The sequence below is a fragment of the Massilia sp. HP4 genome, assembly GCF_005222695.1.
GTDB lineage: Bacteria > Pseudomonadota > Gammaproteobacteria > Burkholderiales > Burkholderiaceae_D > Telluria.
In genome coordinates this window covers 113883-135834 of sequence record NZ_STGG01000070.1, presented here as the reverse complement: position 1 = coordinate 135834, position 21952 = coordinate 113883, and the positions used below count along the sequence as shown (strand labels likewise).

14 protein-coding genes are annotated in these 21952 nt (G+C 67.1%); 4 read left to right on the top strand and 10 right to left on the bottom strand.

What is annotated here, in order from left to right; genetic code table 11:
• The first annotated feature begins 9 nt into the window (after positions 1-9).
• Entirely contained in the window at positions 10-900 is an 891-nt protein-coding gene (locus tag E8M83_RS25035) for a sigma-70 family RNA polymerase sigma factor (protein ID WP_137176062.1), read from the top strand.
• 1 nt (position 901) lies between these two features.
• On the opposite strand, the gene dcd is transcribed toward E8M83_RS25035, so the two are convergent.
• Entirely contained in the window at positions 902-1468 is a 567-nt protein-coding gene (dcd, locus tag E8M83_RS25030; protein WP_123068242.1) for a dCTP deaminase, read from the bottom strand.
• A 146-nt stretch (positions 1469-1614) separates the two neighbouring features.
• On the opposite strand from dcd, the gene E8M83_RS25025 reads away from it, so the two are divergent.
• Entirely contained in the window at positions 1615-1878 is a 264-nt protein-coding gene (locus E8M83_RS25025) for a hypothetical protein (RefSeq protein WP_137176061.1), read from the top strand.
• Between the two features lies 1 nt (position 1879).
• Here E8M83_RS25025 and E8M83_RS25020 read toward each other — a convergent pair whose 3' ends face one another.
• Both E8M83_RS25020 and E8M83_RS25015 read right to left on the bottom strand, forming a co-directional pair.
• A complete protein-coding gene (locus E8M83_RS25020) occupies positions 1880-2686 on the bottom strand; it encodes an alpha/beta fold hydrolase (RefSeq protein ID WP_137176060.1) in 807 nt (268 codons plus the stop codon).
• Between the two features lie 65 nt (positions 2687-2751).
• Positions 2752-3627: an intradiol ring-cleavage dioxygenase gene (locus E8M83_RS25015; RefSeq protein WP_229491910.1), complete on the bottom strand. Its 876-nt coding sequence runs from the start codon at positions 3625-3627 to the stop codon at positions 2752-2754.
• 133 nt (positions 3628-3760) lie between these two features.
• Here E8M83_RS25015 and E8M83_RS25010 point away from each other — a divergent pair, with 133 nt between their 5' ends.
• Both E8M83_RS25010 and E8M83_RS25005 read left to right on the top strand, forming a co-directional pair.
• A complete protein-coding gene (locus E8M83_RS25010) occupies positions 3761-4447 on the top strand; it encodes a response regulator transcription factor (RefSeq protein ID WP_137176059.1) in 687 nt (228 codons plus the stop codon).
• 1 nt (position 4448) lies between these two features.
• The gene (locus E8M83_RS25005; protein WP_137176058.1) at positions 4449-5861 is read left to right on the top strand and encodes a cell wall metabolism sensor histidine kinase WalK; all 1413 of its coding nucleotides are present in this window, start codon (positions 4449-4451) and stop codon (positions 5859-5861) included.
• Positions 5862-5876: 15 nt separating this feature from the next.
• On the opposite strand, the gene E8M83_RS25000 is transcribed toward E8M83_RS25005, so the two are convergent.
• The 7 genes from E8M83_RS25000 to E8M83_RS24970 all read right to left on the bottom strand — a co-directional run bounded on the left by E8M83_RS25000 (position 5877) and on the right by E8M83_RS24970 (position 21951).
• Positions 5877-8228: a DNA internalization-related competence protein ComEC/Rec2 gene (locus tag E8M83_RS25000; protein WP_137176057.1), complete on the bottom strand. Its 2352-nt coding sequence runs from the start codon at positions 8226-8228 to the stop codon at positions 5877-5879.
• A 49-nt stretch (positions 8229-8277) separates the two neighbouring features.
• On the bottom strand, positions 8278-9960 hold the full coding sequence (locus E8M83_RS24995) for a T6SS immunity protein Tli4 family protein (protein ID WP_137176056.1): 1683 nt from the start codon (positions 9958-9960) through the stop codon (positions 8278-8280).
• On the bottom strand, positions 9957-11663 hold the full coding sequence (locus tag E8M83_RS24990) for a triacylglycerol lipase (protein ID WP_137176055.1): 1707 nt from the start codon (positions 11661-11663) through the stop codon (positions 9957-9959). The genes E8M83_RS24995 and E8M83_RS24990 overlap by 4 nt, the downstream gene beginning before the upstream one ends.
• Entirely contained in the window at positions 11660-14482 is a 2823-nt protein-coding gene (locus tag E8M83_RS24985) for a type VI secretion system Vgr family protein (protein WP_137176054.1), read from the bottom strand. The genes E8M83_RS24990 and E8M83_RS24985 overlap by 4 nt, the downstream gene beginning before the upstream one ends.
• 180 nt (positions 14483-14662) lie before the next feature.
• Positions 14663-17350, bottom strand: coding sequence for a pyruvate dehydrogenase (acetyl-transferring), homodimeric type (gene aceE, locus E8M83_RS24980; protein WP_137176053.1), 2688 nt, complete (start codon positions 17348-17350; stop codon positions 14663-14665).
• Positions 17351-17353: 3 nt separating this feature from the next.
• Complete coding sequence (locus tag E8M83_RS24975; RefSeq protein ID WP_137176052.1) at positions 17354-18775, bottom strand: efflux transporter outer membrane subunit; 1422 nt, start codon at positions 18773-18775, stop codon at positions 17354-17356.
• A complete protein-coding gene (locus E8M83_RS24970) occupies positions 18772-21951 on the bottom strand; it encodes an efflux RND transporter permease subunit (RefSeq protein ID WP_137176051.1) in 3180 nt (1059 codons plus the stop codon). The genes E8M83_RS24975 and E8M83_RS24970 overlap by 4 nt, the downstream gene beginning before the upstream one ends.
• Between the last annotated feature and the right edge of the window lies 1 nt (position 21952).

Sequence of the window (21952 nt, the reverse complement as noted above, 5' to 3'; positions counted from 1 at the left end):
TGTCAGCCCATGGATACCAGCGACATCGACTCGGCGGCGTTCTTCACCGCCCGCCGCCCGCGCCTGCAGCGCATCGCCTACCGCATGCTCGGTTCGGTGGCCGAGGCCGAGGACGTGGTGCAGGATGCCTGGCTGCGCTGGCATGGCGCCGATCGCGACGCGGTGCGCCAACCCGAAGCCTTCCTGGTGCGCACCGTGACCCGCCTGTGCCTCGACGTGCTGAAATCGAGCCGCATCAAGCGCGAGCAATACATCGGTCCCTGGCTGCCGGAACCCTTCGTCGACCCGGCCGAAGACGATGACGACATCACCCTGCCGCTGATGCTGGCGATGGAGCGCCTGTCGCCGCTGGAACGCGCGGCCTTCTTGCTGCACGACGTGTTCGACATGGAGTTCGACGAGGTGGCCGAAGCCATCGGCCGCGAGCCGGCGGCCTGCCGCCAGCTGGCCAGCCGCGCGCGCGCCCATGTGAGCCAGGCGCGGCCGCGCTTCCCGATGGCGCAGGACCGGCAGAAGGAGATCGCTGCGGCGTTCTTCGCGGCCTCGCACAGCGGCGACCTGGCCCAGCTACGGCAACTGCTGTCGAACGACGTCGTGTTCTATGGCGACGGCGGGGGCAAGCGCCCGGCCCTCGTCAATCCGATCTTCGGCCAGGACAAGGTGCTGCGCTTGCTGCAGGCGTTCAGGGAAAAAGGCGGCTGGAACACGGCCGAGATGCTGCGCATGGCCAGCATCGATGGACTGCCGGGCCGGATCACGCTCGAGAGCGACGGCCTGCTGCAGACTACCGCGCTCCAGATCGAGGCGGGACGCATCACCGCCATCTATGTGACGCGCAACCCGGACAAGCTGGCGCACCTGGAGCGCGCTGCGCGCCAGGTGCGGCGATCGACGACCTGAATCAGGTCTTCGGCAGGGTCACGCCGTGCTGGCCCTGGTACTTGCCGCCGCGGTCCTTGTACGAGGTCTCGCAGACTTCGTCGCTTTCAAAGAACAGCACTTGCGCGCAGCCTTCGCCGGCATAGATCTTGGCCGGCAGCGGGGTCGTGTTCGAAAACTCCAGCGTCACATAGCCTTCCCATTCCGGCTCGAACGGCGTCACGTTGACGATGATGCCGCAACGCGCATAGGTCGACTTGCCCAGGCAGACGGTCAGCACATTGCGCGGGATGCGGAAGTATTCGATGGTGCGCGCCAGCGCGAACGAGTTTGGCGGGATGATGCAGACGTCGCTCTTGACGTCGACGAAGGAGTTCGAATCGAAGTTCTTCGGGTCGACGATGGTGCTGTTGATGTTGGTGAACACCTTGAATTCATCGGCGCAGCGGATGTCGTAGCCATATGACGAGGTGCCGAAGGAGATGATGCGGCGGCCGTCCTGCTCCCGTACCTGCTGCGGCTCGAACGGCTCGATCATGCCGGTGCTTTCCGCCATGCGGCGGATCCATTTGTCGCTCTTGATAGTCATTGTCGGTTTCCAGCAGGGAGAAAATCCCGCGATTTTACGCGAAATGGCGGCGCTGGTGAGGGTCGTCGCTGGCCGGCCTGTCAATATACATTGCGAACAAGCCGGATTGTGAATACCATAAGTCATCCTATTCGACGGAGATTCACATGCAACACCTCAGCAAGGCCCTGGTTGCTGCGTTTGTCCTGATCCTCGCCGCATGCACCTCCGCGCCCACCAGCGAGCAGCCGACACCGCCGGCCGCGGCAGCGCCGGCCATCGCGGCCAGGTTCGACGACGAAACATTGACCGGCTCGCGCATTCCGAAAAAAGGCGGCGGCGACCGCACCGTCAAGACCGTCGGCTCACGCGATGCGCGCGATTCTTTCGACAACCAGGCCAAGCCGATGGACCGCCAGCAAGGTTACTGATCTAAGGCCGCGTCGGCGCGGCCAGCAGCCGTTCGATCATGGCGTGCGCCAGGCGCGCCGTTTCCTGCGGCTTTTCGAGCGGGTACAAGTGGCCGCCCTCGATCATGAGCAGGTTCTCGCCCACCAGCCTGCGGGTCGCGTCCATGCCGGCCTGGCGCATCTCTTCGGACCGGGTGCCGGCAACGAAGCCGACCGGCACCGGAAACGGATCGCGGATCACCGCATCCATATGGTGCGGGAGCGTCTGGTAGATGGCCGATTCGACCTCGCGCCGGAAGCGCAGGGTGACGCCGTCCGGATGCGGCGCGAGGCCGTGTTCGAGGTAGTCGTCCAGCGCGCCCGGCGCCCAGGCCTGGAAGATCGGCTTGGCGCTGAAATGATCGTAGGCGGCTTCGCGGCTGGGCCACAGTTCGCGGCGCTTGCGGGCAAAGCGCGCCGGCGACAGGCGCTCGCCCCAGCCGGCCAGCTTGGCCAGGCGCCAACCGAGCGCGCGCCAGCCCGCCACCACCGGCGAATCGAGCATCACCACGCAACGCGCCAGCTCGGGGCGGCGCTTGGCCGCCATCATGCACAACATCCCTCCCAGCGAATGGCCGACCAGGATCGCCGGCTGGCCATACCCTTCGAGATGCTCGACCAGCTCGTCGACCAGCGCGTTCCAGCCATCGCCGACCGGATGGCGCGGATCGTGGCCATGCATGTCCAGGCTGCGCACATCGTAGTGGAGCCGCAACTGGGCCAGCAGGCGGTTGTAGGTGCCTGCGGGATAGCTGTTACCGTGGGCGAAATGAAGCAAAGGCTTGGTCATGGAGCGGCGATGTCAAGGTCAACAGCGGTCCATTGTAATGGCTGGCGCCGCCCTGCGGACCTCCTTTAGAGGGAAACGCCTACAGTGAGCGTGGCCGTGTAGCCCTGCGCCGCATTGCCTGTCATGCTTGCCATCTGCAGCGCCGTGCCGTCGCTGAAGACGTTATCGGTCGCGTAGCTGATGCGCGCCAGGTTGCGCACGCTGCTGGTGTAGCCGCTGCTGGCGTAGGCCTCGTCCAGGGTCGCCAGCGGGAAGGTGAATTGCGAAGTGCGCACCCGGTTGGCGGCGCTGCCTGCCCTGGCGAGTGACGGATACACCTCGAAGTGCACGTGCGGCATGCGCCCGTCGTAGCAGCCGGGGAAGATCGTCGTGAAGGTCACCCAGCCCTCGCTGTCGGCTTCCTGCACGCCGCGCAGGTAGTTCTCATCGGCGACGCCATTGCTGTACATCGAATAGCCGCCCTCGCGGGTGCAGTGCCACAGGTAGATGGCGGCGCCGCCCGCCGCCGTGCAGCCCTGGACCACGTTCTCGATTTTCAGGCGGATCGTCAGCGGCACGCCTTGCGCCACGCCGCTGGCGCCGGCCACGCTGGCGCGGATATCGCTACGCACGATGCCGGACAAGACCAGGGCATTGGCCACGCCGTTGGCGTTGCGGTTGGTGCCGTCGCCCGGATATGGGCCGCCGGTCTCCTCGGGGATCACGGAACAGGCGGCGCTGCCGCCGCCGGTGCTGCCGCTGCCCGTCGTGGTGGTCGAGGTCGTGATGCCGTAGCCATCGGAGGCAGCGCCGCCGCAGCCGGCCAACGGCATGGCGGCGGCGCCGGCCCAGGCACTCAGCCAGCGCAGCGACTGGCGGCGCGTGGCGCGCGTGGCCAGCAGCTGGGCGGCGCCCAGGGCGCCAGTGGTGCGCGAGGCAGCGTGTATGGTCATCGGTTTCATGGTGGTCCTGTCTTTGTCTTGGCGCGGCCATTGTGTGGCGCGGCGCTGTAAAGCGCGCCTAAACCAGGTAAATCCGGGTAAAGCCCCGCGTCGCGGGAACGACCTTCACGCGCGACTGCGCTATCCTGTCGCCATGAACCATGTATTGCTTATCGATGACGACGTCGAACTGGTCGGCATGTTCGCCGAATACCTCGAACAAGAAGGTTTCAAGGTCACGTACGTCCATAACGGCGAAGACGGCGCGCGCGAGGCGCTCGGCGGTCACTACGCCATCGCCATCCTCGACGTCATGATGCCCGGCAGCGGCGGCATCGAGGCCCTGCGCCGGATCCGCGCGGCCAGCCGCATCCCGGTGCTGATGCTGACCGCGCGCGGCGACGACGCCGACCGCATCCTCGGCCTGGAACTGGGCGCCGACGACTACGTGGCCAAGCCCTGCACGCCGCGCGAACTGACGGCGCGGGTGCGCGCCATCCTGCGCCGCACCCAGGCCCAACCCGACAGCGGGCCCGGGGCGACCCTCACGGTCGGCAAGCTGGCCATGCATCCCGAAGGACGGCGCGCGACCTGGGACGGCAGGCCGCTGGACCTGACCAGCACCGAATTCAACCTGCTGGAAGTCCTGGCCAGGAACGCCGGCAAGCCGGTGAGCAAGAACGACCTGTCCGAGCAGGGCCTGGGAAGGCCGCTGGCGCGCTTCGACCGCAATATCGATGTCCACCTGAGCAGCCTGCGCCACAAGCTGGGGCCCCTGGCTGACGGCCGTTCCTGCCTGCAGACCATCTACCGCCAGGGCTACCAGCTGATCAAGGACTAGCATGGGCCGGCTGTTCTGGAAGTTCTTCCTCTGCATCTTGCTGACCCAGCTGACGGCCACCATCGCCATTGGCGGCGCCTTCTGGCTGCGCGACCAGGCGCGCCAGAAAGCCACGCCGGCCCTCGACTCCGGCCCGCCGGCCGCGATCGCGCTCGACGCCGCGGCGGCCACCCTTCGCCATGGCGGAGAGGCGGCGCTGCGTGCGCTGCTGGGCGAGATGCGGCGTCCGCAGATGTTCGTGCTCGACGCGGCGCGCCGCGACCTGCTGGGGCGCGCGGTCCCGGCCGAGCTGCTGAAAGAAGCCGAGCGCCAGCTCGGGAGCGCAGAACAGCGTGGCAGCGAGGGGAATTCCTGGCGCGGCGCACGGCGCCTGGTCGCCCCGGACGGGGCGCAGTATGTCGCCTTCGTCTCGCGCCAGCCGGGCCGGCCGGCAGGCGCGCGTGGCGGCCCCGACCCGTTGGTGCCGGCGCTCGACCCCGGCGCGCGCCGGCGCATCGGGCAGACCGTCGTGATCGGGGCTGCCGTCGTCGCCAGCCTGCTGTTCGCGGCGCTGCTTGCCTGGTATTTCTCGCGTCCGATCCGCGCCCTGCGCAGCGCCTTCGAGGCCGCCGCCGCCGGCGACCTGGCGCCGCGCTTCGGCCGCGCCACCAAGGGCGGCGACGAGCTCTCCGACCTGGGACGCGACTTCGACCGCATGAGCGGCCGCCTGCGCGCACTGATGGATGGCCAGCGCCGCCTGCTGCACGACGTCTCGCACGAACTGCGCTCGCCGCTGGCGCGCATGCAGGCAGCGGTCGGGCTGGCGCACCAGCAACCCGACAAGATCGGCAGCATGCTCGAGCGCGTCGAGCGCGAGTGCAACCGCATGGACAAGCTGGTCGGCGAGCTGCTGACCCTGTCGCGCCTGGAAGCCCTGCCCGACGCCCTGCGGCGCGAGCCGGTCGACCTCACCGAGCTGGCCGACAGCATCGTGGCCGACGCCCGTTTCGAGGCGGCCCAGCTCGACGTGCGCGACGGCCGCGCACCCGTGAATGCGACCCGGATCCTGATCGAGGCCGAGGGCAGGGTCGGCGTGACCGGCGACCCGGACCTGTTGTGGAGCGCGCTCGAGAACGTGGTGCGCAACGCCGCCAAGCATGGCGCCCAGGGCGGTATCGTGACCGTCGCGCTGCGCCTCGAGGCCGGACAGGCCCGCATCGACGTGCTCGATCGCGGGCCCGGCATCCCCCAGGAAGACCTGGCGGCGGTGTTCCAGCCCTTCTTTCGCGCCGGTGCTTCGCGCACCGGCGTCGACGGCCACGGCCTGGGGCTGGCGATCGCGCAGCGCGTGGTGCAGGCCCATGGCGGCGAGATCGTGGCGCGCAACCGCGGGGATGGCGGGCTGCAGGTGACGATCACGCTGCCGCAGGCGTGATTCCGGCTACGTGAATCAGCGGCCGTGCCAGTAGCGGGCACGCGTCTCGCGATAGCTCTCGACCTCTAGCCCTGGACCGAAGCGTAGCGTGACGGCGCCGCGTTCATCGGTGCGCAGGCGGCGGATGCCATGTTCGGCGTAGCGTTCGTAGACCTCTTTCTTGGGGTGCCTGTAACGATTCCTGTGGCCGACCTGGAAGATCCCGAGCGACGGCCCCACCGCCTGCAGGAAGGACGCGGTCGACGAAGTGCCGCTGCCGTGGTGCGGCGCCAGCAGCACGTCGGCCCGCAGCTGTTGCGCATCCGTGCGCAGCAGGGCTGCCTCTTGCCCGGCCTCGATGTCGCCGGCCAGCAGGATCGCCCTGCCCTGCGCGCTGACCCGCAGCACGCAGCTGCGCGCATTCGCTTTCAGGCGCGGGTTGGCGTAGCTGGCGGGGTCGGGCGCGAGCATCTCGAAACGCACGCCGTCCCATTGCCACCCTTGACCGGCGAGGCAGCGCTGCCGCCTTGCCGCCAGGCGCAGCAAGGGGTGCACGGGCGGCAGCGAGGATCTGAGCTCGCCCACTTCCAGCGTCTGCAGCACCGCATCGGCGCCGCCGACGTGATCGAGGTCGCTGTGCGAGACCACCAGCGTGTCCAGCCGTCGGATGCCACGGCCGCGCAGGTAAGGCAGGATCACGCGGGTGGCGCCGCTCGCGCCGGGCGCATACTGCGGACCGGTGTCGTACAGCAGCCGGTGGCGATGGGTCTCGACCAGCAGCGCCATGCCCTGGCCGACATCGAAGGCGGTGACGCTGAACGCGCCAGGTGGCGGCGCGGTCGGCACTTGCGTCAGCAGCGGGGTCCAGGCCGCGATACCGGCCCAGCGCTGCGGCCAGCCGCGCGGCGCCAGCATCCATGCGGTGCCGATGAGCGCCAGGCCGAGAATCCAGGGCGCCGGTGCCGGCGCGGTCCATACCGCCAGTTCGGGCGCGGCCAGCCGTTGCAGTGGCCAGGCCAGCAGTGCGACGCCCAGGTGGGCCGCGCCCAGGACCAGGTCGGCCAGCGGCGACGGCAGGATGCTGCCCATCAGCGCCAGCGGCGTGACGAACAGGCTGATGACGGGGATCGCGACTGCGTTTGCCAACGGGCTGACCAGTGACACCTGCCCGAACAGCAGCAGCGTGAGCGGCGCCAGGCCAATGGTGACGGCCCACTGGGTGCGCGCCGCCAGCAAGAGTCCCGCGCGCCAGCCGCGCGCTTGCTCGCCGAGCCGTCCACTGCAGGCATACAGGATGGCGGCGACGGCGCCGAACGAGAGCCAGAAACCGGGCCACAGCATGGCCCAGGGATCGAGCAGCACCACGATCCCCAGCGCCAGGCACAGGACGTGCGAACTCGATGCGATGCGCCCGAGCCAGAGCGCGGCGGCGACGACCGCCAGCATGTAGAAGGTGCGCTGGGCCGGCACGCCGAAGCCGGCCAGCAGCACGTACAGCAGCGCGACCGATGCGCCGGCCAGCGCCGCCGCCTTCTGGGCCGGGAGCCGCAGCGGCAGCTGGGCATCGGTCCACAGCGAGCGGCGCCACAGGCTTGAGGCGATCCAGGCCGCGAGCGCCGCCACCATCGTGATATGCATGCCCGAGATCGATACGAGGTGACCGATGCCGGTACGGTTGAAGACATCCCAGTCGTCCTGGTCGATGCCGCGCTGGTCGCCGATGACCAGGGCCACGATGACGCCCGCATAGGGTTTGCCGTCCAGGATGGCCAGGATGCGCGTGCGCAGGTAGCCGCGCGCGCGTTCGATCGCGTAGCCGGCGCCGGGCGTCCAGTCGTCCAGGCGCACGTTCCTGCCGCCCGCCGGCCGCACGTAGCCCGTGGCGCGCACGCCCTGCTCCAGCAGCCAGGCTTCGTAGTCGAATCCGTGCGGGTTGGCGTTGCCGTGGGGGCGCTGCAGGCGGACCACGAGGCGCCAGCGTTCGCCGGGGTGGACCAGGGCCGGATCGGCGGCGGTGGCGCCGTACCAGGACAGGAGGATCCGTGGCGGGACGGTGGCGTCGCGGGTGTGGGTGTGCTCGACGTCGAAATGGAAGCGCACGCCGCCGTCGAAGCGGTGCGGGAGGCTGGCGATGGCGCCGGTGACGGTGATGTCGCGGCCTTCGTCCTTGTGGGGCAAGGCATCGTGCAGGGCCAGGTGGGCCGCCAAACCTGCCCAGGCGAATCCAAGCAGTGCGCCGGCGAAGATGACGGTCGGCGCGCTGTATCGCCATCGGCACGCCAGCACCGCGACAAGTGCGCACACGAGCAGGTTCGGCGCCGAGGGCAGCGCCGCCTGCAGCTGCATCCAGGCTGCGCCGGCTGCAAACGCGAGGATGGCGCAGCGCATGGCTGAGTGTCTCGATCCTCGTCGCTGTCGACAGGACGGGAAAACCTGGCTAGCTGGCCGAGGCAGAATCCGCCTTACGGACGAGTTGCCAGGCGCTGCGGCGATGGATCAACTCGCTGTGGGCGACACCATTGCGGCGCGGCAATGCTCGGAATGTCGCAGCCGGCAGCAGGGCGCCGGCCGCGAACCAGCGGGTGCCGTCCAGCGCCTGGCTGTCTTCACAGCGCCACCATCCACTCGCCGGGCACGCCCATCCAGTCTTCGCCACACTGCCGATTGCCATGTCGGCCTGATTGAAAGGCCCCGCGCCTGCCGCCGCCCCTGCCTGTACATTGCCAGACTCGGAAGCGGCCAGCGCCCGCTCCAGCCCGGGCGGCTCTGTCTTGCGCTCGCTGTTGCGCTTGTCCACCAGCGCCCACAGTGTCGAGTTCGCACTTTCGTAGCTGGGCTGCACTCCCCGCAAGCGCTGCCACATGGTTTGTTCGGGGAGCAACAGGGCCTGCGGCATGGTCTGGCCCTGCTTCAGGAACTGATGCTGCCCGCCCAGGACAGAGATACCATTCCCTCCATCGCCACAACGCCACCATCCGGTCTGGGGACAGGTCTCCCCTGCCAGGGCGCTGGTGCCCAGCGCTACGACAGGACGGTCGGGCTTTGCATCGGCCACAGGCCCAACGGGTCTCGGCCGGATACTGTTGACGATGCTTTCCCACAGTTCGAACATGGCTTCTTCGGTCAGGGTCGACTGTACCGGTTTGCCGCCCGAAACCGGATTGACGCCCGATTCCAGTTCGAGCTTCAGGCGCGGCGCGTAAACATCGTCCTGATTGCCGGCCATCTCCCACTGAAATGAATAGCCGGTCGTGAAATTCGGCTCACGCGCGCGCAACACCAACTCTTCGCCCGGCAGCCCATTGATCATGCGCACGTGTTGACGTAGATGGGAAAACGCGAGCCGCATGAACACCGGTGCCCGGTCCACGGCTCGTTCATGGCGTGCCAGCAGGCCTGGCGCCGGGCTGGTTCCCGACATCGACGACAGGGCGATGTTGACGTCTGGATGACCGGGGATTCCGGCGAACATCACGACACTCTCGACATTGTCGTGTTCATAGGGGTCCTGGAGAATGACATGTCCAAGGCAAAAACCGCTCTCGCTCGGTATTTCTTCGCCGGCAAGCGGCCGGATGCGGCTGAGTATCCTGGTCAAGCCGTCGATATACCGTGGTGCGACCCACTCGATCTTTCCAGTGACGCTTACCCCGGGAAATCGGAGCATGCTGAGAAACTGGAGGTTTTCGCTGTAAAAAAAACCGTCGTCTCCCAGTATTTTCGTGCGTTCCCGGTTGTAGGCGAAGGTTTTCCCACTGCCCGCGCCTACCGTGATTTCCTTGCTCGCCTCCAGGCTGGGTTGACCATCCTCGTTGACAGCGCCCGCTATCTCGAGCTCCTTCAAGCGCAAGCGCTCGGCAAACTCCTCCGCAGATTCGGCGTTCGAAGTAAAGATATCAAAGCCCCCTAATGCGCCATACCGCATCGTGACCTGTGCATCCGCCGGCAAATCGATCAGGAAACGGCCTACGCAGCGCGTCTTCATTTTCTCGGTCATTTTCGCCACCTTCTGCTTGTCGTAGTCCGCCTGCACCGAACTGGCGATCAGCGACATGAACGCCAGTGCGAGCGCTGTCAGCCCACACACCCATCGCACTCGCCTGCCGCCGAGCCGCTTCATTTGATTTCCTGAACGATCTTGACAATAAGATGCCGTACGAGAAGGCGCATCGATTCGGGCTCGAGGCTTTGCTGATGCCGGAATCCGGCCGGCGCGAACGCCTGCCGTACATGCGCAGAAGATCCAGCACCGGATTGGACCGGCACGGTCTCGTCACCATGGGCGTCTTCTGGCCAAACGAAGAAGCGCAGCTGTAGATCCCGTCCCACACGTACCTCGCGGTCGCCGTTGCGCGCGGCCGAAACAAGTGTCGCGGCGCGAATCAAGGAAGGGGACAACGCGGTGGGGTTAATCGACGGTTCGCGGGCCACCCATCGGATTTGTCCAAACGCCTTCAATTCCTTGTCCGCGCCGTAGAAAGCATAGGTATGCGGATGGTAGTAGGGTTTCGGAGGAGAATTGCCATCAGCCCCCGTCATCAGCAATTTCGTATGTAACTTTTCAGCGGCAGAGATTGCCTTGGTTATGCGTTCGATCGTAGATTCGCCCGTCTTGCGGTAACGCTTGGCCGGATCGGCAAGTTCCGGATCGATCATTCGATACCAGGATTTCATATCGCGATAGAAATCGTAGGGATTACCGTCCGGTAGCGATAGCAGATCGCGCACCTCATCACGGCGATTTACCGACCGCATCGACTTGATGACAATCCAGGGCCGCGGATACAAATGATTCGGCAATAGTTGCAGGGCCCCTGGAGAAACTGCCATGACCGGCGTCGTTTCGGCACTGCTTTCGCCGATGATGTCAGCAATGGCGGAAGCCTTGCGATTATCGCCGAAGCCGTTCATGAAGCGCCCGCCTTCGGTACCGCATGCAATGCGCCGGTAAGCAACTGGCGCGCCCAGTGCCGGCATCGTCGCGTGGATGATCCCGGCAATATCCGGTGCGCTCCCATCCCCTGGGGGACTCAGCCGCGCGCAGGCACGCGCGACCAGGCCTCCCATCGAATGGGTTACCAGGATCACTTTTTCGCACTGGTGCTTGCGTTCGGCCCAGAATGCCTTGATCGCGTCGATGCGAGTGCGCAGCCGGCGCGCCGAGTCTTCGCATGAATTGAGCCAGTTGTAGCCGAATGCATACACCGGGTATTGGTAGGCGGCATATTTCTCCAGCTCGGCCTCAGTCACCCGGTCTACATGTCGCACGCCCCACGACGCAGTCTCGGTCTGCATGACCCTGCGCCAGAAGTGACGTATCTCGCGCGTCCCGCGAGGCGATACCTGGAATGTCTTGTCCAGGTGCCGCTGCAAATCGACGAGCAGCGCACCGTAGGATCCGGCGTGCACTTCTCCCCAGCCCCGCTCGCGCAGTACCCTCGCATCGAACACGAGCGGTGCGAATGCCAACTCGCCGCCGGGGTCCACTTCGAGGATGCTCGCGTCCAGGATCCGCTGCCGTTCGGAAGGACTGCGCGCAGACCATTTTAACGATTCCAGATAGCCGTCGAGGTTGCCGCTCGGCGGACGCCAGGCTGCCTCGCCCGGCTTCAGGATGGCGTCGTCGGGCACTTCCATGTCGGCCCTGGCCCGCAGATTGGACCCCATAATTCCAGGCACGAGAATCACCGGAATCACCTTGCGCGAGCCTATCGTTACCCTGGCCCTGACCTTGAAGGCCGTCGGCGTCGCGACCGTATGCGCCACGAGGCTGCCATCGCGGTCGACAATCGGCTGGGGAATGGGGCGGGTCGGCTCCTTCATGCCCGGCCCGCACCCGGGTCGTCTGCTTCGTCATCGGGCAGCAGGCGAATCTCGATATCGCCCATGGCATAGCTGCAGAGGATGCTGGTGCGCCCTTCGTCGTCGGTGACGCCCTGGATGCGGGTGCCGTCTTCGTGAAGGGCGACATAGCGCTGGCCCCTGGCCGGCAAATTGGTCTGGCGCTCAAACACCACCACCCGCTCGTCGGTCTCGAGCCCGGTCGCCGGCAATTGCAGGCCGGCCGGGGCGCCGCCCCCTGGCGGCAAGTGTTCCACCCCGGCCGCCCGGACCACGTGCTTGCCGCTGCTCTGGTGCGTGATGGTGCCGCCTTCCCAATCGGTCTGGGTGCCCTGCGAGACCACTTTCACGGAGGGCGCCTCCAGTTCGATGCCGGTGGCGGCGATCAGCCGGATGCGGCTGGAAGACTTGATCTCGATATCGCCACGGTGGGTCTCCACCACGATATCGCCACGCGCCGCGATCAGCTTCATGCCCAGCTCATGGGCAAACATGCTGAGCGCGCGCGAGGCGCGCAGGAACAGGCTGCGGCCGGTCGCCACCTCGGCGTCGCCGGTCGAGACGATATCAACCTTGGTCTGGGCGCCCAGCGCGATGCTGTCGTCGCTGGCGATCACCACGCCGGCCGGGGCGCTGACCGCCACCATCGGCTCTCCGCCCTTGCCTGCGCCGGGCGCCACGTTCGAGCCATCGTGCCACTGGCGCAGGCGCTCGGCCAGCGCGTCCAGGCGCGATTTGGCTTCTTGATCCTCGCCATGATCGGCGGCCAGCCGGCCGAGCGTGTCGAGCACCCCGTGCATCGCCTCTGCGATGCCGACCAGGCCGCCGCGCTCCAGCTGGGCGCTTTCATCTTCTTGCTTGCCGCCGGCGCTGAGCAGGATGCCTTCGCCGCCGCGCACCGCCACCGCCTTGTCGCTACGCAGTTCAGCGCCTTCGCCGCGCGCCCCGCCCTGGCCGTTCGCGCGCGGTTCGGACAGCCAGCCGAGGTTCAGTTCAGAACCGGCATGTTCGCTGGCGAGCTGCACCGCGATCTGTCCCGGCGTATCGTCGAACAGCAGCTGGCCGCCGCGCGCCCCGCCGATCTCGCGGCTGCGCATCCCCGACAGATACCGGTTACCCGGCAACTCCCCCGCCCGGCTCAGCGCCGGCGGCTGCGAACGCTGGTTGTACAGCTGCGACAGGATCACCGGCCGGTCGGGGTCACCGCCCATGAAGGCCACCAGCACCTCGGTGCCGACGCGCGGCAGGCCCAGCGTGCCGGATTGCTGCTGGCTGCCCGGCCCGGCGCCCGCCCAGTTCGACGCCACCCGCACCCAGGCCGAATCGGCCGGGGTGTCGGAGGCGCCGGCGCCGTGCGCATGGCGGTGGTCGCCCGTGCGCATGCCGGGAAAGCGGATCTTGACCCGTCCCATCGCGTCGCAATGCACCTCTTCGCCGGGCGGACCGGTGACGATCGCGCTTTGCAGCTGCGGATGCGGCAGGTCGACCCTGGGATCGAAGCTCGGCACCAGCGCAATGCCGCGCCGCACGGCGTCGAAGCTGACCCGCACCCGCACCGCATCGAGGGACGGCGGCGTGTCGGGGAAGGCGGCGCCGTCCATCCAGGCGCCCATCAGGCGCCGCACGCGCGCCGACACGTCGGCCGGGAGGTTGTTCTCGGCCTCGACGTGCAGCGCGGTGATGGTGAAGTCGCGTTCGGCCGCGGGGTGGGTGTCGATCTCGGGATGGCCGGCGAGGGTGAACCACTCGCCGGCGCGCAGGTCGCGCACGCTGCCTTCGCCGTGGAAGCACTTGGTGTCGAATTCGTGGCGGTTCATGCGCACCTGGCCCAGGCGCCAGTGGTCTTCGACGTCGTTGCCGGCATGCGGCATCTCGACCTGGTAGTCGTCGAGGCTGGCCGCGAGCTGGTTGCCGCTGCGGCCCTGGTCGGCCATGCTGCGCGCGGTGGCGGTCATGAACTGGGTGCCGAGCGGGTTGCGGTAGTCCCAGCTGTGGCGCGTGGTGCTGCCCGGCTGCAGGCGGCGCGCGGCGGACCAGGAGACGATGGTGTCGCGTTCTTCGCTTGCTCCGCCGCGGTGGTAGCGCACGGTGCCGGCGCCGTTGCGCGGCAGCGAATTCGCATCGGCGAACAGCACCAGCGTGTGCACCGGCGAGGTGTCGCGCTCGACCTCGAGGGTCCTGGTGCGCGCATGGCCGGGCCGGAAGGTCCAGGCCACGCCGCGCCGGCGCAGCAGGCGGCGTACGAAAGCGGCGTCGGATTCGTTGTATTGCATCGTCTGTTCGCGCGGCGGGAACTGGCGCATGTCGAACAGCGGATCGAGCTCGTATTCGAAGGCGCTGGCCAGCACGCCGTTCGATGATCGCCACTCGTCGAACAGCACCTGCACGATCTCGAGTTCGTTCTGGTAGCGGAACACGCGGCTGTTGATGCGCTTTTCCATGATCGCCAGCGCGTCGCGGATCACCAGTTGGTAGACGCCCAGGCCGCCGTCGTAGTCGCCGGCGCGGGCTTCGGCCACGATGCCGCAGGCGCCGCGCAACTGGCCGCGGTCGGTGACGAACTGGATCTCGGCCGGCAGCGCGATCAGTTCCTTGAGAGGCAGGCGTGGTGTAGAAGCGACACAAGTGACGGTGTATTCGAGATTGCCGCACACCGATTCGCTGCCGCTGACCCTTTGCGGCAGCAAGACTTCGTCGGCAAGGTGGTCGGCATGGCCAAGACGCAGCCGGATCGGCCGGTGGGCCGCCGTCAGCGATTTCTCGTGCTGCAGCATGCGCAGGAATTCGCTCGCGCTGTCCAAGTGGGTCTCCCGTCCGGTGATCGCTGAAGTGAACTCAGCTCGTCGAAGAAGAATCTTGGCACGACGCCAGATAGCCCGGTTTGCTCGCGGTCACAAATGTCGAGTGAACTACCTGCAAAACGGCTACCCGTGGCGGATAAGGCGGATGATGGACGGGTTGCCCCGTCCACGCATTGCCCGCTAGTCCTGCATCGGACTGCGCTTGCCGGTATCGATCCCGTACTTCGCAATCGCCGCCTGCACGATATCGACCCCGATCCGTCCTTCGTCGGCCAGCGCGCGCAGCGCCGCCACGGTCACATAATAGCGATCCACCTCGAAGAAGGAGCGCAGGCGCTGGCGGCTGTCGGAGCGTCCGAAGCCGTCGGTCCCCAGCACTTTGAAGCTGCGCCCGGCCGGCATATAGGCCCTGACCTGCTCGGCGAAGATCCGCATGTAGTCGGTGGCGGCGATGATCGGGCCGCTGGTATCCTGCAGCAGCGACGTCACGTAGGCCTGGCGTTGCGGCCCCTGCGGATTGACCAGGTTCCAGCGCTCGACGTCCTGGCCATCGCGCGCCAGCAAGGTCAGCGAGGGCGCCGACCAGATGTCGGCCTGCACGCCCCAATCGTCCCTGAGCAGTTCGGCCGCGCTGATCGACTCGCGCAGGATGGTCCCGGAGCCCATCAGCTGCACGCGCAGCGTGCCTGGTCCACCCTGGCTGAGCAGGTACATGCCCTTGAGGATGCCCTCTTCCTGTCCCGGCGTCAGGCCGGGATGGGGGTAGTTTTCGTTCATCACCGTGATGTAGTAGAACACATCCTCTTGTTCGGCCACCATGCGCCGGGTGCCATCCTGCACGATGACCGCGACCTCGTGCCCGAAGGTGGGGTCGTAGGGAATGCAGGTCGGGATCGAGGCGGCGATCACGTGGCTATGGCCATCCTCGTGCTGCAGGCCCTCGCCATTCATCGTCGTGCGTCCGGCGATGCCGGCAATCAGGAAGCCGCGCGCCCGCATATCGGCCGCGGCCCAGATCAGGTCGCCGATCCGCTGCATGCCGAACATCGAATAGAACACGTAGAACGGCAGCATGATACGGTTGTTGGTCGAGTACGAGGTGGCGGCGGCGATCCACGACGCCATGCCGCCGGCCTCGTTGATCCCCTCCTGCAGCACCTGGCCGCGCTTGTCCTCGCGGTAGTACATGACCTGGTCGCGGTCGGCCGGCTCATACAACTGGCCCTGCGGGTTGTAGATGCCGATCTGGCGGAACAGACCCTCCATGCCGAAGGTGCGCGACTCGTCCACCAGGATCGGGACGATGCGCTCGCTGAGCGCAGCATCGCGCAGCAGCACATTGAGCGATCGCACGAAGGTCGTGGTCGAGGAAATCGCGCGCCCTTCGGGCGTGGCGCCCAGCACGGCCGCGTAGGCGTCCAGCGCCGGCACCGGCAACACTTCGTCGGCCCGTTCGCGGCGCTGGGGCAGGTAGCCACCCAATGCCTGGCGGCGCGCATGCAGATACTGCATCTCGGGCGCGCTGTCGTCGGGCTTGTAGAACGGCAGCGCGGCCAGTTGCTCGTCCGGGATCGGAATGCCCAGGTTATCGCGCAACAGCCGCACCGCGTCCTCGTCGAGCTTCTTGGTCTGGTGCACATTATTGCGCGCCTCCCCGTGCTTGCCCATGCCCAGGCCCTTGACGGTCTTGATCAGCAACAGCGTGGGCTGGCCCTTGTGTTCCTGCGCCAGCTTGAAGGCGCTGTAGATCTTTTGCGTATCGTGGCCGCCGCGCGTCAGGCGCCAGATCTCGTCGTCCGACATGTGCGCGACCATCTCCAGCAGCCTGGGGTGCTTGCCGAAGAAGTGGGCGCGGATGTAGGCGCCGTCCTTGCTGCGGTAGTTCTGGTATTCGCCGTCGAGCGTTTCCATCATCACGCTGCGCAGGATGCCTTCGCTGTCCCTGGCCAGCAGCGCGTCCCAGCCGCTGCCCCACACCACCTTGACCACGTTCCAGCCGGCGCCGCGGAAATTGCGCTCCAGTTCCTGGATGATCTTGCCGTTGCCGCGCACCGGGCCGTCCAGCCGCTGCAGGTTGGCGTTCACCACCAGCACCAGGTTATCGAGCTTCTCGCGCCCGGCCAGGCCGATGGCGCCCAGCGATTCCGGCTCGTCCATCTCGCCATCGCCGCAGAACACCCATACCTTGCGCTCGGCGGTGTCGGCCAGGCCGCGCGCATCCAGGTAGCGCAGGAAGCGCGCCTGGTAGATCGCCATCAGCGGCCCCAGGCCCATCGACACCGTCGGGAACTGCCAGAAGCCGGGCATCAGCTTGGGGTGCGGATACGACGACAGGCCCTCGCCGTCGGCTTCGCGCCGGTAGTTCACCAGCTGTGCTTCGCTCAGGCGCCCTTCGAGGAAGGCGCGCGCGTACACGCCGGGCGAGGAATGGCCTTGCACGTACAGCAGGTCGCCGCCATGGGTGGCGCTCTCGGCGCGCCAGAAATGATTGAAGCCGATTTCGAGCGTGTGGGCCAGCGAGGCGTAGCTCGACAGGTGGCCGCCGAGCGAGCTGTCGATGCGGTTGGCCTTGACCACCATCGCCATCGCATTCCAGCGCATCCAGTTGCGCAGCCGCGCTTCGTATTCCTGGTTGCCCGGCGGCGCTGTCTCTTGCCCGGGCGCGATCGTGTTCACGTAAGGCGTGTCGATCTCGACCGGGATCGCCACTCCCTGGCGGCGCGCCATGTCGAGTATGCGCTCGACCAGGTAGTGGGCGCGGGTCCCGCCTTCGACCCGCAGCACCGATGCCAAAGCGTCCATCCATTCCTGGGTTTCCTGGCTGTCGGAGTCGGGCAGTGACAATACTGATTTCAGGTCTTGATGCATGGTTTACTCCTCGTGGATGTCGCCCCAGCCGCCGCCCAGGGCGCGGATCAGGGCTACTGTGGTGATGGCGCGGTCGCCGCGCAGTTGCACGGCGTTGCGTTCGACATTGGCCAGGTGGCGCTGCGCGTCGAGCAGATCGATGTAGCTCGAGCGGCCGGTGTCGTACAGCTTGCGCGCCAGGTCGGCCGCGCGGCGTGCAGAGCGCACCGCGTCGTCCACTTCGTCGCTCTGCCGGTCCAGGATGCGCAGGCCCGCCAGGCTGTCTTCGACCTCGGCGTAGGCGGTGAGCACGCTGTGGCGGTAGCTGGCCACCGATTCTTCGAGCACGGCTTCTGAACGCGCCACATTGGCCTTGTTGCGGCCACCGTCGAGCAGGGGCATCGCCAGCGTCGCGCCCAGCAGCCAGGAACGAGCGCTCATCTGGAAGATGTCGCTGACGGCGCCGCCCACCCCGCCAGCGTCGGCATTGAGCGACAGCGCCGGGAACATGGCGGCGCGCGCCACGCCGATGCGCGCGTTCGATGCTTCCATCGTGCGCTGGGCGGCGGCGATATCGGGCCGCCGCTCGAGCAGGCTCGATGGCAGGCCGGCCGGAATCCGCGGCAGCGGCGCGCCATCCTGCAAGGGGCTGCTGCCCGCCGTGAAATCGGCCGCGGGCCGGCCCAGCAAGACTGCCAGCGCATGCTCGGCCGCCTGGCGCTGGCGTTGCAGGCCGATGGCTTCGGCGCGCGCCGTGGCCAGCTCGGTGCGGGCGCGCGACAGGTCGAACTCGCCGATGTCGCCGTGGTCGAAGCGGCGCTGGGTCACCTTCAGGCTTTCCTCGCGCAGCTGCACCGCTTGCGCCAGCGTGTCGAGTTCGGCGTCGGTGGCACGCAGCTGGAAATACGTCTGCGCCACATCGGCTTGCAGGGCCAGCAGCACCGAACGGTAGTCCGCCTCGATCCTTGCCGCATCGCCCTCGGCGGCGGCCACGCCGGCGCTGACGCGGCCGAACAGGTCGACTTCGTAACTGGCGCCCAGGCCGGCCCGGTAGGTGTTCTGCGGCGCCGCCCCCTCGGGCGCGGCGCGTTCGGCGCCGGCGCCGATACCGATCTGCGGCGAACGGTCGGCGGCGGCAATGCCGACGATGGAGCGGGCCTGTTTGACGCGGGCCGCGGCCACGGCCAGGTTGGCGTTGTTGCGGCTGGCTTCATCGACCAGTGCGGTCAGCGCGGGATCGTCGAAGGCCAGCCACCACTGGCCGCGCGGCTGGCGCTCGGCGGCGCGCGCCTGGCGCCAGCGGCTGCCATCGGCGGCGGTCAGCACCGCTGCCGGCTCCTCCTTGAAGGCGGCAGGGGTGGCGACATGCGGCTGGCGAAACTCGGGCGCGGCGCAGGCTGACAGCAGCAGCGCCGCGGCCAGGATGGTCAAGATCGGGCGGTTCATTGTTCGACTCCTTGTGGGGCGCCGACGCCATGCGCCGCGGGCTGCTTCTCGAAGCGTTTTGCCAGGGTGCGCAGCAGCACGTAGAACAGCGGCGTGAGGAACAGGCCAAAGAACGTCACCCCCAGCATGCCGCTGAACACCGCCACGCCCATGGCCTGGCGCATCTCGGCGCCGGCGCCATGCGAGAACACCAGCGGCACCACGCCCATGATGAAGGCGATCGAGGTCATGATGATCGGTCGCAGGCGCAGGCGCGATGCTTCCAGCGCCGCTTGCACGATCGTGCGGCCATGGTCTTCGAGCTCGCGGGCGAATTCGACGATCAGGATGGCGTTCTTGGAGGCCAGTCCCACCAGCACGAACAGCGCGATCTGGGTGAAGATATTGTTGTCGCCTCCGGCCAGCTTGACCCCTGCCAGCGCGCACAGGATCGACATCGGCACGATCAGGATCACCGCCAGTGGCAGGGTCCAGCTTTCGTACTGCGCGGCCAGCACCAGGAACACCAGCAGCACGCACAAGGGGAACACATAGAACATGGTGTTACCGGACAGGATGTCCTGATAGGCCAGGTCGGTCCACTCGAAGGCCAGGCCAGGCGGCAGCACCTCATTGACGATCTTCGCGATCTCGGCCTGCGCTTCGCCCGACGATACGCCCGGCGCCGGGCCGCCATTCAGGTCGGCCGCCACATAGGCGTTATAGCGCTGCACGCGGTCCGGGCCATAGCTGTTTTCGATGCGCATCAGCGACGACAGCGGGATCATTTCGCCCTTGTCGCTGCGCACCTTCATCAACGCGATCTGCTCGGCATCGCTGCGGAATGGCGCGTCGGCCTGGACCCGCACCTGGAAGGTACGCCCGAACTGGTTGAAGTCGTTCACGTACAGCGAGCCGAGGTTCACCTGCAAGGTCTGGTGGATGCTTTGCAGCGGCACGCCGAGCTGCTTGGCGCGTGCGCGGTCGATGTCCGCGTACAGTTGCGGCACATTGATCTGGAAGCTGGAGAACACGCCCGTCAGCTTTGGATTCGCGTTGGCCTTGGCCACGATTTCCTGGACCGCCTTGTTCAGTTCATCGAAGCCCAGGTTGCCGCGGTCCTCGATCATCAGCTTGAATCCGCCGATGGTCCCCAGGCCGCTCACCGGCGCCGGCGGGAAGGCCATGATGAAGGCTTCTTCGACCGACCCCATGCGCTTGTTGAATTCAGCGACGATCGCGGGGCCCGACTGGTCGGCCGCGGTGCGCTCGTCGAACGGCTTCAAGGTGCCGAACACGATGCCGGCGTTCGAGGCATTGGTAAAGCCGTTGATCGACAGGCCGGGATAGGACGACGAATGGTCGACGCCGGGAATCTTCAGGCCGATGTCCGACATTTCGCGGATCACCTTGTCGGTGCGCTCGAGCGAGGCGGCGTCGGGCAGCTGGGCCATGGCCACGATGTAGTTCTTGTCCTGGGTCGGCACGAAGCCGCCCGGCACCAGCTTGAACATCAATATTGCGCATGCGCTGAGCAGCACGTACACGGCCACCGATGCCGACTTGCGGCGCAAGACGCCCTGCACGCCGTTCTCGTAGCGCACCGAGCTGCGGCCGAAGAAGCGGTTGAAGGCGGCGAAGAAACGGCCGAAGAGCCGGTCCATCACGCGCGTCACGGCATCTTTCGGCGCATGGTGCGAACGCAGCAATGCAGCTGACAGGGCCGGCGCGAGGGTCAGAGAGCTGAAGGCCGAGATCACGGTCGAAATGGCGATGGTCAGCGCGAACTGGCGGTAGAACTGGCCGCTCAGGCCCGGCACGAAGGCGATCGGCACGAACACCGCGCACAGCACCAGGGCGATGGCGATGATCGGGCCGCTCACTTCCTTCATGGCCTGGATCGTCGCGTCGCGCGGCGACAGGCCGGTCTCGATATTGCGCTCCACGTTCTCCACCACCACGATCGCATCGTCGACCACGATGCCGATCGCCAGCACCAGGCCGAACAGCGACAGCGAGTTGATCGAAAAGCCGAAAGCGAGCATCACCGCGAAGGTACCGACGATCGATACCGGCACCGCCAGCAGCGGAATGATCGAGGCGCGCCACGATTGCAGGAACAGGATCACCACCAGCACCACCAGCGCCACCGCTTCGAGCAGCGTGACGATGACGGCGCGGATCGATTCGCGCACGAACTGGGTGGGGTCGTACACGATGTCGTACTTCAGGCCTGCCGGGAAGTTCTTCGACAATTCTTCCATCTTGGCGCGCACGTCGGCCGACAGTTGCAGGGCGTTGGCGTTGGGTGCCTCGAAAATGCCCAGCGCGTGGGTGGTCCGGTTGTCGAGCAGCGAGCGCAGGTCGTAGGCGTTGGCGCCCAGTTCGATGCGGGCCACGTCGCGCAGGCGCGTCAGGGCGCCGTCTTCGTTGGTGCGCACGATGATGTCGCCGAAATCGTCGACCGTTTTTAACCGGCCCTGGGTCTTGACCGACAACTGGAACTGGCTTTCCCGGGACGGCGACCCGCCCACCACGCCGGCCGCGACCTGGACGTTCTGCTCGCGGATGGCGGCCACGATGTCGCTGGCCTGGAGCTTGCGCTCGGCGACCTTTTGCGGATCGAGCCAGACCCGCATCGCATAGTCGCCCGAGCCGTAGAACACGACCTCGCCCATGCCGTTCAGGCGCGCCAGCTGGTCCTTGACGTTGATCACCGCGTAGTTGCGCAGGTACTCGTCGTCGTAGCGGCCGTCGGGCGAAATCAGGTGCACCATCAGCGTGAGGTTGGGCGAGGACTTGACGGTCGTCACGCCCAGCTGGCGTACCTCTTCGGGCAGGCGCGGCAAGGCGCGCTGCACGCGGTTCTGCACGTCCGTCTCGGCGCGCGAGACATTGGTGCCGATCGCGAACGACACGGTCAGCATCAGGGAGCCGTCGGCGGTGTTCTGCGACGTCATGTAGAGCATATTGTCGACGCCGTTGATCTGCTCTTCGAGCGGAGCGGCCACGGTTTCGGCGATCACCTTGGGATCGGCGCCCGGGTACTGGGCACGCACCACCACCGACGGAGGAACAACGTCGGGATACTCCGACACCGGCAGCAGGAAGATCGAGATCAGGCCGGCCACGAAGATGATGATCGACAGGACAGCCGCAAAGATCGGCTTGTCCACAAAGAAGCGGGGGAAATTCATG